The organism is Pseudomonas sp. ADAK18 (assembly GCF_012935695.1).
Classification (GTDB): domain Bacteria; phylum Pseudomonadota; class Gammaproteobacteria; order Pseudomonadales; family Pseudomonadaceae; genus Aquipseudomonas.
In genome coordinates this window covers 2,204,638-2,219,567 of the sequence record NZ_CP052859.1, presented here as the reverse complement: position 1 = coordinate 2,219,567, position 14,930 = coordinate 2,204,638, and the positions used below count along the sequence as shown (strand labels likewise).

The following is a 14,930-nucleotide window of genomic DNA, read 5'->3' as shown; positions in this document are numbered from 1 at the left end:
AAAGGATTTTTACAAATGAGTTCAATCCTCGATCTTGAAGTCTTTGTGCGCACCGCCGACAGCGGCAGCCTGTCCGCCGCCGCTCGCAGCCTTAACTTGACTCCGGCCGCCGCCAGCATTGCCCTCAAGCGCCTGGAAACCCGCCTGGGCATTCGGCTGCTGGCCCGCTCCACACGCAGCATGCGCCTGACCGAAGAAGGCCGGCGCTACCTGGACAGCGTCCGCCTGGCCCTGGCCACGCTGGCGGAAGGCGAACAGGCCCTCAAGCAGCAAAGCCAGGGCCTGAGCGGTTTACTGCAATTGGCGGCGCCCTCTGATTTCGGGCGCAATGTGCTGCTGGCCTGGCTGGATGACTTCAAGGCCGAACACCCGAACATTCGCCTGCAGTTGCTGCTCAACGACAGCAATGCCGACCTGTTCCGCGACACCGTCGATATCGCCCTGCGTTTCGGCGTGCCACGGGACTCCAGCCTGGTGGCGTTGCCCGTGGTGCCCGAGCACCAACGTGTTGCCTGCGCCAGCCCTGACTACCTGGCGCGTCACGGCACACCACAAGAACCGTTGGAGTTGGCCCGGCACAGCACGCTGCGTTATATGCGCCAGGGCCAGGCCAATAATACGTGGCACTTTCGCCGTGACGGCGTGCTTCAGGAGGTCGAGATCAAGGGTGATTACCTGTGCGATGACGGAGAAGTCGTCCGGCGTTGGGCCTTGGCCGGCCATGGCATTGCCTACAAGGCCAGGCTGGATGTGGCCCGGGATATCAAGGCCGGGCGGCTGATCCCGCTGTTCGGCGATTGGCAAGGTGAACCCGCGCCTTTCAACCTGATGTGCCCCCATCGCCTGCAAGTGTCAGAGCGGGTCAAAGTCCTGCATCGTTTTTTACAGATGCGCTGTGCGGAACTACTGGTGTAGCCGCTTTTGAGCGCTCCCGATATGCTGCGGCGGCGAGTCATGCCCTTGCGAGAAAATAATGAAGAGAAAAACCTGTTTTTCCGCACTGGCCGTTGTGCTGCTGCTTGCCGGATGCACTAACCAGAACGTCTATCTATCCCCAGCCCTCGCGGGTGCCGACGGCATCATCAATCAGATCGACGACAAGCACTATTTCGTCGCAGAGCCGGACAAGGCTAACCCCTGCGCCGCACCCAACATCTACTACGTGGACCAAGTGGCGGGGTCGCGCAAACTCGCGATCGATTGGGCTACTGCGGGCGGCTACACCCTGCAAGGTGATCATTGGGACAAGTTGGCCAGCAGCATCCGCAGCGCCCAACCCGGTTGCGCCAAGCCGTATCGGCTCGAGTCACAGAACACCCTGCGCACCTACGAGAACACGAAGACCACCGAAGCCCGTGGGTTCGTTCTGTATTGGCTCGATGGCGATGTCATTCACTTCAAGGCGCTGCAGCTGCGTACCAAGCAGGACGGTACTATGGACCCGGAGTGGCCACGCCTGGATGCACTCGACTTCAGGTACTGGGATGACCTGAACCCCAACGCAGATCGCGACGCCCCCGAAAATGGCAAGCCCTACCGAGGCCCGGTCGCGGCACCGCAGGTGATCTACCGGATCGACGACAACCGCTACTTTGAGTTCATACCGCGTCAGTCCTACTTCTGCATCACCGGCACGATGATGTACGTGGACCGCCAGCAAGGCATCCGCTCCCGAGTCGAAGACTGGGGCCGCAACGAGTACTCCGGCAGGAGCGACCAACTCGTCGTCGACGCCGCCAACACCCGTTATCTGCTTGCGCCGTGGCGAAACGACATATCCGGCGTCTATGCAGGAGGCGGCGGCGGCCGGACCCAGTTGCTCTACTCGGCCGACGCCGGCAAGACATGGCAAACCCGAAGCCCAACCGGATTCGGAGGCCGCCTGGCCTATCTCAACGGTGACAACCTCTATCTGGTCCTGGATGACGAAGCCTGGAGCATGCACCTCCCCACGCCGCAAATCCCAGGCTGGGACTGGGAAAAAAACTGGACCCATTTCAAACTGAAAGAGCGCTCCCTGCCCCCTGTCGGCAAGTGGCCCATCGACAAACAGTTTCATTGCAAGGGCAACGGCTATGAGTGATTTCATGGGCAACACTGGCGTGACGCCCCCATCGAATGGACTCGCTTCGGCGAAGGCCGTTGGAACCATGAAAGAACTGATTCCCATCGCACGGGACCGTCGCGCACGCGCGATCAAGGTCCTCGAAGGCCCGCTCGACCACTTCCGTGTCGCCGTCACTACGTCGATGGAGACCGGCCGAGTGCGCTTTGCCCTCGGCGGCATCCTGATCGACGCCCGACTGCGCGAACAGAACGCCACCCCCGAGATTCTGCAGGCACTGGCCGATCAGCGCACACCGGTCGTGGCCGGGGTTTTCGAAATGCATGACGGCACGCACACGCTTGACTGGTTGCAGCCCTTGGGCGTACAGCAACCCATCGCCCCCGAGCCTACTTCGGTGAAAACCAAAAAAATAAGGCAATCGCTGCCCCACGCACTGCGGCTGGCGGCTGTCAGCGGCTTGATCGGGGCTGTCGCGCTCTTTCTGGCGCTGCGGATCGAGTCTGCCTGGAACCTCCCATTCCTCATCATCACAGCCCTGGCCACGGCGGCCTTGATGCTCTCACTGTTCCAGATCGCCTTTTCCATCAGCGCGCTCTGGGAGAGTTTCAGCCGCCGGCAAACCTTGCAGTTGATGGCATCGGTGATGACAAAATACTGCGGCGAGTACACACATGGCCGCTGAACTCCCTGACATCCAGCGGGTCGAGGGCCGACTCAAGAAACTGGCAGCGAAGTCGCTCTACAAGCGGGGCAACGCCTACAGCTTCGACGTCGATGGCCAATCGATGTGGTTCCTTACCCGCGAGCCCTCATGGCACCCGAGCTCGCCCTTCCTGGCCGAAGGCGACCGCATCGAACTGGCCGTGTTGAATACGCCCCTCACGTCTACCGGCGAACGCTGGGTATACGCCCTGCGTAACCTGGAAGACGATACTGTCTACGTTACGCACTTCGCCTGGCAACGCACCTCCGAGCCCTATGCCGCGACACGCATCCCGCCCGCAAGCGAACACCGCTACATCCTGGCACTGACCGCCCTGCTGATTACCCTGTTGGTCATGGGTGCCTGCATTGGCGCGCTGACGGGAACGGACAGCGCACCCTGGTTCGTCCTGAGCGGCCTGTGCATCGGTGCATGGCTGCTCGGCGCAGTGCCGCTGTACATCATGCGCAGGCGCTGGAAAGCCGGGTTCCCCACACGCCGGCAACGCGTCACCGAGGCGGTCTATCGCTGCCTGGACCTGGGCTCACCGCTGGCACCGAACAGGCCCGTTCGGTCCGTGTAGTACGGTGCGCTACGCTGGCGATGGCCGTGGGCGCCTACCGGATCAAGAACACTGCCCCACTGACGCGGGGCTTGTTCTAGAGCCCTCCTCTCTGGTATTGCATAACCTACGTCTCCCCTTTTGAGGTGTTCACCATGATTTACCGCACACTGGGTCAGTCCGGCTTAAGGGTTAGCGCGTTGACCCTGGGCAGCATGATGTTTGGCGAACAGACCAACACCGAGGACTCCCTGCGCATCATCGACAAAGCCTGGGACCAGGGCATCAACTTCATCGACACCGCGGACGTCTACACCGGCGGACGCTCCGAGGAAATCGTCGGTGAAGCCATCGCCCGCCATCGCCAGGATTGGGTGCTGGCATCCAAGGTCGGCATCGGCCCCCTGGATGGCTTGCCCAACCGCAGTGGCTTGAGCCGCAAGCGGATTTTCACCGCATTGGAGGACAGCCTGCGCCGCCTGGACACCGACTACCTGGACATCTACTACCTGCACCGCGAGGACCACAACACGCCGCTGGAAGTGACGGTATCGGCGATTGGCGACCTGATTCGCCAGGGCAAGATCCGTTACTGGGGCCTGTCTAACTACCGTGGCTGGCGCATCGCCGAAGTCATCCGCGTGGCCGAGCGCCTGGGGGTGGACCGGCCGGTGATCAGCCAGCCGCTGTACAACATCGTCAATCGCCAGGCTGAGGTCGAGCAGATCACCGCCGCCGCTGCCTATGGGCTGGGCGTGGTGCCTTACAGCCCGTTGGCCCGAGGGGTACTCAGCGGCAAGTACGCGCCGGATGTGGCCCCTGAGGCCGGCAGCCGCGCCGCACGGCAGGACAAGCGCATTCTGGAAACCGAATGGCGGATGGAGTCGCTGCGCATTGCCCAGCAGATCCAGCAGTACACCCAGGGCCGTGGGGTCGGGATAGTCGAGTTTGCGATTGCCTGGGTGTTGAATAACCAGGCGGTCAGTTCAGCGATTGTCGGGCCGCGCACCGAGGCACAGTGGGATTCTTATACGGGAGCTCTGGAGGTGAAGATCAGTGCCGAAGATGAGGCGTTCATTGATTCGCTGGTGACGCCAGGGCACGCGTCGACACCGGGGTTCAATGACGTGGGGCATTTCGTTTCGGGGCGAATTGCCCGATAAAGGGCGCAGTTCATTCCCTTGTGGCGAGGGGGCTTGTCCCCCGTTGGGCTACGAAGTAGCCCCAAAACCAGTCGCCTCATTCTGTCTGAATGAGCGCGGTGGGGTTATTGGGGCCGCTTCGCAGCCCAACGGGGGACAAGCCCCCTCGCCACAAAAGCCCGATCGCCACAAGAAACGCATTTACAACGGTACATCCAGGCTCACCTTGACCCGGTCCATCACCACGATGCTGCGGAACCATTTGATATTACGGTTCTCGTAGAACAACTGCCGGGCCAAGGTTTCATAGGTCTTCATGGTTTCCACCACGACCACCAGCATGAAGTCCGCATCGCCGGTGACGTAATAGCACTGCTGAACTTCAGGGATCGACATCTGTGCCTTGAGTACGTCGAGGTCCTCGATGTGGGTTCGCTCGGCGTGCACCTCCACCAGAATCGTAATGGGCTTGCCCACCGCCTCCTGGTTCACCACCGCCGTGTTGGTGCTGATCGCCCCGCTCTGCTCCATGCGTTTGATGCGCCGCTGTACGGCTGCGGTCGACAGGTTGACCTGCTCACCGATCACCCGCAGCGCAGTGGTGTTGTCGCGCTGCAGGTGTTTGAGAATCGCCCGGTCGAAATCATCGAGGGGTGGTTGTGGGTTGGCGGACATCCTGGCGAACCTTGGGCGTGAGAAAATTTCCCATAAGATGCCGTAAAACAGAGCAAACGTCTCACCTCAAAAGCAATATATTCCCACCTGAAATTCCCCCCTCTTTTGTTTGAATTGGTTTCGCGAGGATTGCGTGTCTAAAGGTGTTGTTTTATCGGTATCGGCCTCGGTGTTATTTGCCGTGATGTATTACTTCACATCGCTGCTTACGCCGTTGAGCGGTTTGGAGATTTTTGGCTGGCGGATGCTACTGACGGTGCCGTGCATGACCGTATTCATGGCTGTCAGCGGTGAGTGGCGACGCGTGCGGGAGCTGGTGCGGCTGGTGGCAGGCAAGCCACGGCTGATCGGCGGCATTGTGTTGTCGTCGGTGTTGTTGGGCGTGCAACTGTGGTTGTTCATGTGGGCACCGCTTAACGGCCGCAGCCTGGATGTGTCCCTGGGTTATTTCCTGCTGCCGCTGACCATGGTCCTCACCGGACGCCTGGTCTATGGCGAGCAACTGTCGCGACTGCAACTGATCGCGGTGGTATTGGCTGCAATCGGCGTGCTCAACGAGCTGTATCAGGTCGGCGGTTTTTCGTGGGCCACATTGCTGGTGATCATCGGCTACCCCCTCTACTTCGTGCTGCGCAAATACCTGGCCACAGACCATCTGGGCGGACTCTGGCTGGATATGGCGCTGATGTTGCCGGTGGCCCTATGGTTTGTGCAAGGCGGTGAACAAGGCTTTGCCGTGCTGGATGCCCACAAAGGCTTGTACGCACTGATCCCGATGCTGGGCCTGATCAGCGCTTCGGCATTGGTGTGCTACATCATTGCCAGCCGCTTGTTGGCCTTCAGCCTGTTCGGCTTGCTCAGTTATGTGGAGCCGGTGTTGCTGCTCGGGGTGGCGTTGTTGCTGGGCGAGAGCATCGGTCCGGGAGAATGGCTGACCTACATTCCGATCTGGCTGGCGGTGATGGTGCTGGTGTTCGAAGGGTTCAAACACTTGGTGCGTCAGCGCAAAGCTTGATAGCTGGCAAAACAAAGCCCGGCCGAGGGAAACCTCGGCCGGGCTTTTTTACAGCTGCATCAACGGTCAGTCGGCGGTCAGTACGCCACGACGTACCTGGTCGCGCTCGATGGACTCGAACAGCGCCTTGAAGTTGCCTTCGCCGAAACCATCATCCCCCTTGCGCTGGATGAACTCGAAGAACACCGGCCCCATCAGGGTTTCCGAGAAGATCTGCAGCAGCAGGCGCTTGTCGCCGGCCACCGAGGAACCGTCCAGCAAAATGCCCCGCGCTTGCAGTTGGTCTACGGGTTCGCCGTGGCTTGGCAGGCGGCCTTCGAGCATTTCGTAGTAGGTGTCTGGCGGCGCGGTCATGAAACGCATGCCGATCTTCTTCAACGCGTCCCAGGTCTTGATCAGGTCATCGGTGAGGAAGGCCACATGCTGGATGCCCTCGCCGTTGAACTGCATCAGGAACTCCTCGATCTGGCCAGCACCCTTGGAGGACTCTTCGTTCAACGGGATACGGATCATGCCGTCCGGGGCGCTCATGGCCTTGGAGGTCAGGCCGGTGTACTCGCCCTTGATGTCGAAGTAGCGCGCTTCACGGAAGTTGAACAGCTTCTCGTAGAAGTTGGCCCAGTAGACCATCCGCCCGCGATACACGTTGTGGGTCAGGTGATCGATGACTTTCAGGCCTGCGCCCACTGGGTTGCGGTCAACGCCTTCCAGGTAGACGAAGTCGATGTCATAGATCGAGTTACCTTCACCGAAACGGTCGATCAGGTACAGCGGCGAACCGCCAATGCCCTTGATGGCCGGCAGATTCAGTTCCATCGGACCGGTTTCAACGTGGATCGGCTGGGCACCCAGTTCCAAGGCTCGGTTGTAGGCCTGTTGTGAGTCCTTGACCCGGAACGCCATGCCGCACACCGACGGGCCGTGCTCGGCCGCAAAGTACGATGCAAGGCTGTTAGGTTCGTTGTTGAGGATCAGGTTGATCGCGCCCTGACGGTACAGGTGCACGTTCTTGGAGCGATGGGTCGCGACTTTGGTGAAACCCATGATCTCGAAGATCGGCTCAAGGGTACCCGGCGTCGGCGATGCGAATTCAATAAATTCAAAGCCCATCAGGCCCATTGGGTTTTCGTATAAATCTGCCATGGTTTGGCGCCTCATCATCTTTTTGTAGTTAACGGATCGTTAATTGCCAGCAAGGATGAGGTGGGAAGGTGGCGCACAGGAAATACCCCGCACGCTGCGGGCGAGGAAGTCACCGTAGATGAGTGGGGACCCGAGTAGCTTCATGGTTGAATCATTCTCTTACGGGCGTCCCGGAGGGACGAGGCTTCCGTAATCGGAAGTCCTTATTCTTGTATGCGTAAACCGATTCTACACAGCGTAACCGCGTTTGTCCGTATTCCTTATCAAATCCCCATTGCCCCGACCCGCGCAAGGAGTTTGTTGCACAGATACATGCCAGCAGGATCAGCGCACCACCCTGGCATTTATCGAGCTGACCATCCGCCCGCATGGTCACTGAGCGGGCACAGACTCTCAGGGCCATCTATCATGGCAACTACCCACACTCTTTTTTGAACGGCCTTGTTGTCCCGTCCGCCTTTGAGAGCCCAATTGCCCTTAGCTGCTACAGGCCGCATAAATGCCACTGACCGTCAAAGGCCCACGAAAACCTACGACCCGCTACCTAATCACCGCCCTGAGCGTTCTGCTGCCGATTCTGCTGGGAGTGGTCATCCTGTACTTGCAGGCCGAACGCACCTTGGAACAAAGCACCGCGCAGACGGCCGAAGAGGCCGTGCGCCAGTTTGACCTGATGCTCGATAACACCGCCCTCGCCGCTCAAGACCTCCTGCCACTGGCTGGCAAGGACTGTGACAGGTCAGCGAAACTGGCGCTTCGCGAGCAAGTTACGCGCCGCCCCTTCGTACGCGCTACCACCCTGTCGTGGAAGAGAACGATTTATTGCAGCTCTCTGTTTGGCGGCAACTATGTGTCACCGGTCAATCCTGAAGACTACGTCGACGGCCGACTGTGGCTGATGAAAGGCAATCCGGTAACCCCTGACACTGCCTTGCTGGTGTATCGGCTCACAGACGGTGACCAAGGCGCCTTTGCCTCCATTGATGGCTACCACCTGACGAACGCCCTGCGCTTGATCAGCCGCTATGCCGACCTTGTATTGCAGGTGGGGCCCAATTGGCTGGGCGCCGATGGCAAAGTCCATCAGACCGCGCCACCCGTGTTTGCCGTGGCCCATCAGCGTCTCGACTCCAAGCGTTATGTCTACAGTGTTGAAGCGGGTATGCCTGAAGGTGAGGTCTGGCGCTACATGGAAGCCCGATATCCGGCGCTGTTCAGTCTGGTGGTGTTTTTCGGCGGGCTGGCGGGCGTCCTCGCTCACTGGCTGCAAAAGCGCTCCTCCGCACCCACTCACGAACTGCAACGGGCGTTGGGCGCCAATGAGTTCGTGCCGTATTTTCAACCGGTAGTGCGCGGCGACAGCCTGCAATGGGCCGGTTGTGAAGTACTGATGCGCTGGAACCACCCGAAGGAAGGCCTGGTGCGCCCAGATCTGTTTATCCCGCTGGCCGAGCACTCCGGGCTGATCGTGCCAATGACCCGCGCCTTGATGCGCCAGACCGCTGCCTGCCTGGCACCCCATGCGGACCGCTTCACCAGCGGCTTCCACATCGGCATCAATATCACCGCCAGTCATTGCCATGACATGGAGTTGGTGGAGGACTGCCGGGCGTTTCTCGCGGCCTTCACACCAGGCCAGGTCATATTGGTGCTTGAGTTGACCGAGCGCGAGTTGATCGAGCCGACAGACGTCACCCACCAGCTATTCCAGTCCCTGCACGAACTGGGGGTGATGATTGCCATTGATGACTTTGGCACCGGCCACTCCAGCCTAGGCTATTTGCGCAACTTCAATGTTGACTACTTGAAGATTGATCAAAGCTTTGTCGCAATGATCGGTGTCGATGCATTATCACGGCATATACTGGACAGCATCATCGAGTTGTCCGCCAAGCTCGACTTGGGGATCGTCGCAGAAGGTGTGGAAACACAAGAGCAATGCCAGTATCTGGCGGCACAAGGCGTGGACTTTTTGCAAGGTTACCTGTTTGGTCGCCCCGAGCCCTTTGATGCTTTCATTAAGTCTTTGCACAGCCATTGAATAGCCATCTAGCGCCGGGATGAAATATTGTTATTTATACAAAAGACATGATTTACTCGTGACTCATTAACTACTACAATTTTTCCTGCCTGCGCTGAATGGGCAGGAGGGCCACTTTCACTGAGTCACGTTGAGGCTCTTGGCTTATAGCTTTGTTTGCAGTTGGTATCAGCCAAATACACTATTGGAGTAAAGATTTTGTCCAGACTCGCCGAATTTCGCGCAGCAGAAAAAGCCCTTCAAGAGCAGCTCGCCCAGCTGGAATCCCTGAAGAACGACGCTGGTTTGAAGAAAGAAATCGAATTCGAAGAAAAGCTTCAAGGGCTGATGAAAACCTACGGCAAGAGCCTGCGTGACATCATTTCCATCCTTGATCCAAACCCGGGCAAGTCCGGCATTCAAGTAACGGCCGCCCCCAAAACGCGCCGCGCGCGCGTGGTCAAGGTGTATCACAACCCGCACACCGGCGAACTGATTGAAACCAAAGGCGGCAACCACCGCGGCCTGAAGGCCTGGAAAGAAGAGTATGGTGCAGCCACTGTAGATTCCTGGCTGCGCGGCTAATAGAAGCGCACTAATAAAAGCCTCGCAGACGCGGGGCTTTTTATTTTGGGGCGTGATTTGAATCCCGGATGTTTTCGAAAGTGAACTTTAAAATACATTTCACTTGGTACAAATCCGACTTGTCAGCGCTTTCGCACTAATGCCTTATAGTTGTGCGCTTTTTTGTCGCCGACCCACGCCAAGCGTTTAGCCCAAGGCGTCAAAGTTTCAAGCTATCGCGTACGGAGCTGACTTCAGCCTTACTCGATTCATAAGCATCGGCCTGCCCTGCGTATGAAAAAACATACGCCTTATCCGTATCGACAGCGCCCACCAGCGTTTGCGACAGCACGTGCCGGCCGTTCTCGGTGACTACACAGGTAGTTTCCAGCGCCTCAAGACGACTTAACGTAGTTGGGCGCATTTTGCTGCAGACACTTTGATAACCACTCTGGGCAAAATCCTTCTGGATGGATTTGCGCATCTCCAGCAGCACTCCCTGCAGATTGACCGCATGCCCTGCTTCGATCGGCGTACCAGTGAGCTCTATGACCATCAGCGTCGCGCCGTTTTCATCGTTTTTTATTGCCCGCTGGCGAGAAACCGCGGACGGCTTGGCCGGCGCGTCCGCATCAGGTACCACCTCCTCCACTTGCCAGCCGCTGGGCCAATGAATCTCCGGGTCCGCCGCCAAGACAGCAGTGCTGCCCAATACAAGGCACAAGGTGGTCAACAACGGTTTGCTCAATCGGCTCATTGCGAAAAACACTCGAGGTTCAAGCCTCAAAGTTTGAGCCCGCTCACCTACTGGTCGCAAGGGCTGCGTGACCTTTTTCATTTGGCGCAGCAGGCGGGGCTTGCGTATCATGGCCCAGTTGCACGGATGCCTGTCAGCCGCAAGCCAAGGGACCGCTCAAACCACGAGTTGCGTCTACCCCATTTTTCTGGAGGGCCCATGAGCCTGCACGAATTGAACACCTTCCCGGGCGTAACCGCCCAACCGGATGCCGCCACCAGCCACTTCGTCTTCAACCACACCATGTTGCGGGTCAAGGACATCACCCAATCGCTGGATTTCTACACCCGCGTACTCGGTTTCTCCCTGGTGGAAAAACGCGACTTCCCGGACGCCGAATTCAGCCTGTACTTCCTTGCCTTGGTAGACAAGGCCCAGATCCCTGCCGACGCCGCTGAGCGCACCCAGTGGATGAAGTCGATTCCCGGCATTCTGGAACTGACCCACAACCACGGCACCGAAAACGATCCGGACTTCGCCTACCACAATGGCAACACCGACCCGCGTGGCTTTGGCCATATCTGCATCTCGGTACCGGACATCGTCGCCGCATGTGAGCGCTTTGAAGCCCTGGGCTGCGACTTCCAGAAGCGCCTGACTGACGGTCGCATGAAAAGCCTGGCCTTCATCAAGGACCCGGATGCTTACTGGGTAGAGATCATCCAGCCAGCACCGATGTAAAACTGCAGGAGCGACTTGCTCGCAAAGCACTCAAGGACACCGTGTTCATCCAGAAAGCCCGCGTTATCGTTGACGATCTTCGCGAGCAAGCTCGGCTCCTACAGAAACTAAAAAACCCCATGATCACTCATGGGGTTTTTTAGTTTCAGGCCAGCCGTTACGCCGGAGCCGAACTGCGGATCAGATGATCAAAGGCACTCAGAGAAGCCTTGGCGCCCTCGCCCACCGCAATCACAATCTGCTTGTACGGCACGGTGGTCACGTCACCAGCAGCAAACACGCCAGGCAGTGAAGTCTCGCCACGTGCGTCGACAATGATCTCGCCACGGGGTGTCAGCTCGACGGTACCCTTGAGCCAGTCGGTGTTGGGCAGTAAACCGATCTGCACAAAGATGCCTTCCAGATCGACTGTCTTGAACTCGCCCGAATTGCGGTCCTTGTACACCAATCCGGTAACTTTCTGGCCATCACCTTTGACTTCGCTGGTCAGTGCGCTGGTGATCACATCAACGTTAGGCATGCTGTACAGCTTGCGCTGCAATACGGCGTCGGCACGCAGTTTGCTATCGAACTCCAGCAACGTGACGTGGCTGACAATCCCGGCGAGGTCGATGGCCGCTTCAACACCGGAGTTACCGCCGCCGATGACCGCAACGCGCTTGCCTTTGAACAACGGGCCATCGCAGTGCGGGCAGAAGCACACACCCTTGGCCTTGTATTCCTGCTCGCCCGGCACCCCCATTTCGCGCCAGCGGGCGCCGGTGGCCAGAATCAGCGTCTTGGACTTGAGGGTCGCACCGCTTTCGAAGTGAATCTCGTGCAGCTCACCGGCGTTTTTCGCCGGGATCAAGCGACTGGCCCGCTGCAGGTTCATAATGTCGACGTCGTACTGCTTGACGTGTTCTTCCAGAGCGCTGGCCAACTTCGGCCCTTCGGTTTCCTGGACCGAGATGAAGTTCTCGATGGCCATGGTGTCCAGCACCTGCCCGCCGAAACGTTCAGCCGCCACACCGGTACGGATGCCTTTACGCGCAGCGTAGATCGCCGCCGAGGCACCGGCTGGGCCACCACCCACTACCAACACGTCAAAGGCGTCTTTGGCGCTGATTTTCTCGGCCTGTTTTTCGATTCCGCTGGTGTCGAGCTTGGCGAGGATTTCTTCCAGGCCCATCCGGCCCTGACCGAAGTTCACACCGTTCAAGTAAACGCTGGGCACAGCCATGATCTGACGATCATCGACTTCGGCCTGGAACAACGCACCGTCAATAGCGACGTGACGGATGTTCGGGTTCAGCACTGCCATCAGGTTCAGCGCTTGGACCACGTCCGGGCAGTTCTGGCATGACAGCGAGAAGTACGTCTCGAAGTTGAACTCGCCTTTCAGGGCGCGAATTTGCTCAATCACTTCGACACTGGCCTTCGAAGGATGGCCACCGACTTGCAGCAGCGCCAACACCAACGAAGTGAATTCATGGCCCATGGGGATGCCAGCGAAACGCAGGCTGATATCGGCACCCGGGCGGTTGATGGAGAACGATGGCTTACGCGCATCATCACCATCGCTGTGCAGGGTAATCAGCGTCGAAAGGCTGGCTACGTCTTGCAACAAGACAAGCATTTCCTGGGATTTCGCACCGTCGTCGAGGGAGGCGACGATCTCGATCGGCTGGGTGACCCGTTCCAGGTATGACTTCAACTGAGCTTTAAGATTGGCGTCCAACATACGGGCGATTTCCTGTTAATTCATTTAATACGGTCGAAAAAAAAACGCCCGAGCGAATCTCGCCCGGGCGTTTTTGAGGGCGGTGCAGCTTACTTAGGTGCGGAGTTCCGCCCTGCTGTACTTCACAGACTTAGATCTTGCCGACCAGGTCCAGGGACGGAGCCAGGGTGGCCTCACCTTCTTTCCACTTGGCTGGGCAAACTTCGCCTGGGTGAGCAGCAACGTACTGAGCAGCCTTGATTTTGCGCAGCAGCTCGGAAGCGTCACGGCCTACACCACCATCGTTGATTTCAACGATTTTGATCTGGCCTTCAGGGTTGATCACGAAAGTGCCGCGATCTGCCAGGCCGACTTCTTCGATCAGTACGTCGAAGTTACGGGAGATGGCCAGGGTCGGGTCGCCGATCATGGTGTACTGGATTTTGCCGATGGCTGGCGAAGTGTTGTGCCAGGCAGCGTGGGCAAAGTGGGTGTCAGTGGAAACGCTGTAGACTTCAACGCCCAATTTCTGGAATTCGGCGTAGTTATCAGCCAGGTCTTCCAGTTCGGTTGGGCAGACGAAGGTAAAGTCGGCTGGGTAGAAGAAAACGACAGACCACTTGCCTTTCAGGTCAGCGTCCGACACTTCGACGAAGCTGCCGTTTTTGTAGGCGGTTGCTTTGAACGGTTTTACTTGGCTGTTGATGATAGGCATCGTTGACTCTCCGTCAGGGGTTAAAAAGTTGATGGGTGAATCCTACCCAGTCTCATCGCCGATGGCTCATTGGCAAACCTGATGCTGACGATTGGTTTTCGCTATTAGGCGACTGTATTAATAGAAGAAATCTCACATCAGCTTGTCGGTCGCCGCCGTCATTCCAAGAAAGGGCGTCGCTTCAACATAGCGCATGGCAGATTTCATGTCCTTCCAGCCGACGTAACTCATCAACGACTTCAAATCCCAGCCGCTGCGATGGGCCCAGGTGGCAAAACCTCGTCGCAGGGAATGGGTGGTGTACATCTGCCCCGCAATACCCGCGCGCTCCAGGGCCTGGCGTAACAACGGGATCACGCTGTTGGGGTGCAGCCCTTCTTCACTGAGATTGCCCCAGCGATCAATGCCGCGAAACACCGGACCACGCACCAGGGCCGAGGCGCTGAGCCATTCGGTGTACGCCTGGACTGGACACAAGCGCAGCAACGCTGGGGTCTGGTAGGTCTTGCCGAGGTTTCCCCGGTCACTTTTGCTGCGGGGCAGATACAGGCTGATCCCTGACCCCGGTATGGCCTGCACATGCTCGATGTTGACCCGGCACAGCTCATCACTGCGAAAGCCACGCCAAAAGCCCAGCAGGATCAAGGCCGCGTCGCGTTTGGCACGCAGCCATCCTGGGCGATCGTCGGCATTCCTGGCGTCACTCCCTTCTTTCTCAAGGTAGGCAATCACCTGCTCAAGATGCTGGAGCTGCAAAGGCTCAGCCTGCTTTTCCTGTGCAGGGTGCAAGGCGCGAACGCCCTTGAGCACCTTGCGCACCACGGGCGCCTTGGTGGGATCGGGGAAGCCCTGGCTGGTATGCCACTGAGCCAGCGCCGACAGACGCAACTTCAGTGTGTTGACCGACAGCACGCCTGCATGCGCCACCAGATAGCGCGCGACGCTGTCGCTGGTGGCCGGCAGGAATCCGCCCCAGCTCACTTCAAAGTGCTCAATGGCCGCCCGATAACTGCGACGCGTGTTGTCGCGGGTGGCGGCGTTGAGGTAACGGTCCAGCTCGCTCATAGGGATGGCCTGCGGGGTGTATGCGTACTGCCATTGGACGAAGAATGCTTCAAAACGGCTATGACACGGGATAATACGC

At 58.5% G+C, this 14,930-nt stretch carries 15 protein-coding genes; 9 read left to right on the top strand and 6 right to left on the bottom strand.

All coding sequences use genetic code 11. The features are described 5' to 3' along the window. The first annotated feature begins 15 nt into the window (after positions 1 to 15). The 5 genes from HKK55_RS10070 (at position 16) to HKK55_RS10050 (ending at position 4,496) form a co-directional block, all read left to right on the top strand. Entirely contained in the window at positions 16 to 915 is a 900-nt protein-coding gene (locus HKK55_RS10070) for a LysR family transcriptional regulator (RefSeq protein ID WP_169354516.1), read from the top strand. A gap of 58 nt (positions 916 to 973) precedes the next feature. Further along, complete coding sequence (locus HKK55_RS10065; protein ID WP_169354515.1) at positions 974 to 2,083, top strand: hypothetical protein; 1,110 nt, start codon at positions 974 to 976, stop codon at positions 2,081 to 2,083. Between the two features lie 67 nt (positions 2,084 to 2,150). Then, positions 2,151 to 2,750 (top strand): hypothetical protein, encoded by a 600-nt coding sequence (locus HKK55_RS10060; protein WP_169354514.1) that lies wholly within the window; start codon positions 2,151 to 2,153, stop codon positions 2,748 to 2,750. Next, positions 2,740 to 3,354, top strand: coding sequence for a hypothetical protein (locus HKK55_RS10055; protein WP_169354513.1), 615 nt, complete (start codon positions 2,740 to 2,742; stop codon positions 3,352 to 3,354). Before HKK55_RS10060 ends, HKK55_RS10055 begins: the two co-directional genes overlap by 11 nt. A gap of 134 nt (positions 3,355 to 3,488) precedes the next feature. Then, complete coding sequence (locus HKK55_RS10050) at positions 3,489 to 4,496, top strand: aldo/keto reductase (RefSeq protein ID WP_169354512.1); 1,008 nt, start codon at positions 3,489 to 3,491, stop codon at positions 4,494 to 4,496. A gap of 180 nt (positions 4,497 to 4,676) precedes the next feature. Here HKK55_RS10050 and HKK55_RS10045 read toward each other — a convergent pair whose 3' ends face one another. Continuing rightward, positions 4,677 to 5,150, bottom strand: a complete 474-nt coding sequence (locus HKK55_RS10045) for an Lrp/AsnC family transcriptional regulator (protein WP_169354511.1) — start codon at positions 5,148 to 5,150, stop codon at positions 4,677 to 4,679. Positions 5,151 to 5,283: 133 nt separating this feature from the next. On the opposite strand from HKK55_RS10045, the gene rarD reads away from it, so the two are divergent. Further along, on the top strand, positions 5,284 to 6,165 hold the full coding sequence (rarD, locus tag HKK55_RS10040) for an EamA family transporter RarD (RefSeq protein ID WP_169354510.1): 882 nt from the start codon (positions 5,284 to 5,286) through the stop codon (positions 6,163 to 6,165). 66 nt (positions 6,166 to 6,231) lie between these two features. On the opposite strand, the gene hppD is transcribed toward rarD, so the two are convergent. Further along, entirely contained in the window at positions 6,232 to 7,308 is a 1,077-nt protein-coding gene (hppD, locus tag HKK55_RS10035; protein WP_169354509.1) for a 4-hydroxyphenylpyruvate dioxygenase, read from the bottom strand. Between the two features lie 499 nt (positions 7,309 to 7,807). On the opposite strand from hppD, the gene HKK55_RS10030 reads away from it, so the two are divergent. Beyond that, on the top strand, positions 7,808 to 9,349 hold the full coding sequence (locus tag HKK55_RS10030) for an EAL domain-containing protein (RefSeq protein ID WP_169354508.1): 1,542 nt from the start codon (positions 7,808 to 7,810) through the stop codon (positions 9,347 to 9,349). Between the two features lie 198 nt (positions 9,350 to 9,547). Further along, complete coding sequence (locus HKK55_RS10025) at positions 9,548 to 9,913, top strand: histone-like nucleoid-structuring protein, MvaT/MvaU family (RefSeq protein WP_169354507.1); 366 nt, start codon at positions 9,548 to 9,550, stop codon at positions 9,911 to 9,913. Positions 9,914 to 10,112: 199 nt separating this feature from the next. On the opposite strand, the gene HKK55_RS10020 is transcribed toward HKK55_RS10025, so the two are convergent. Further along, positions 10,113 to 10,649 (bottom strand): DUF4946 domain-containing protein, encoded by a 537-nt coding sequence (locus tag HKK55_RS10020; protein ID WP_169357825.1) that lies wholly within the window; start codon positions 10,647 to 10,649, stop codon positions 10,113 to 10,115. 198 nt (positions 10,650 to 10,847) lie between these two features. Here HKK55_RS10020 and gloA point away from each other — a divergent pair, with 198 nt between their 5' ends. Beyond that, positions 10,848 to 11,369 carry a lactoylglutathione lyase gene (gene gloA / locus HKK55_RS10015; protein WP_169354506.1) on the top strand — a complete coding sequence of 174 codons (522 nt, stop codon included), beginning with the start codon at positions 10,848 to 10,850 and terminating at the stop codon, positions 11,367 to 11,369. Positions 11,370 to 11,526: 157 nt separating this feature from the next. Here the strand turns inward: gloA and ahpF are convergent, their stop codons facing one another. The 3 genes from ahpF to HKK55_RS10000 all read right to left on the bottom strand — a co-directional run bounded on the left by ahpF (position 11,527) and on the right by HKK55_RS10000 (position 14,851). After that, entirely contained in the window at positions 11,527 to 13,092 is a 1,566-nt protein-coding gene (gene ahpF / locus HKK55_RS10010) for an alkyl hydroperoxide reductase subunit F (protein WP_169354505.1), read from the bottom strand. A 130-nt stretch (positions 13,093 to 13,222) separates the two neighbouring features. Then, on the bottom strand, positions 13,223 to 13,786 hold the full coding sequence (gene ahpC / locus HKK55_RS10005; RefSeq protein WP_169354504.1) for an alkyl hydroperoxide reductase subunit C: 564 nt from the start codon (positions 13,784 to 13,786) through the stop codon (positions 13,223 to 13,225). A gap of 132 nt (positions 13,787 to 13,918) precedes the next feature. Beyond that, positions 13,919 to 14,851: a site-specific integrase gene (locus HKK55_RS10000; protein ID WP_169354503.1), complete on the bottom strand. Its 933-nt coding sequence runs from the start codon at positions 14,849 to 14,851 to the stop codon at positions 13,919 to 13,921. Positions 14,852 to 14,930 lie beyond the last annotated feature (79 nt).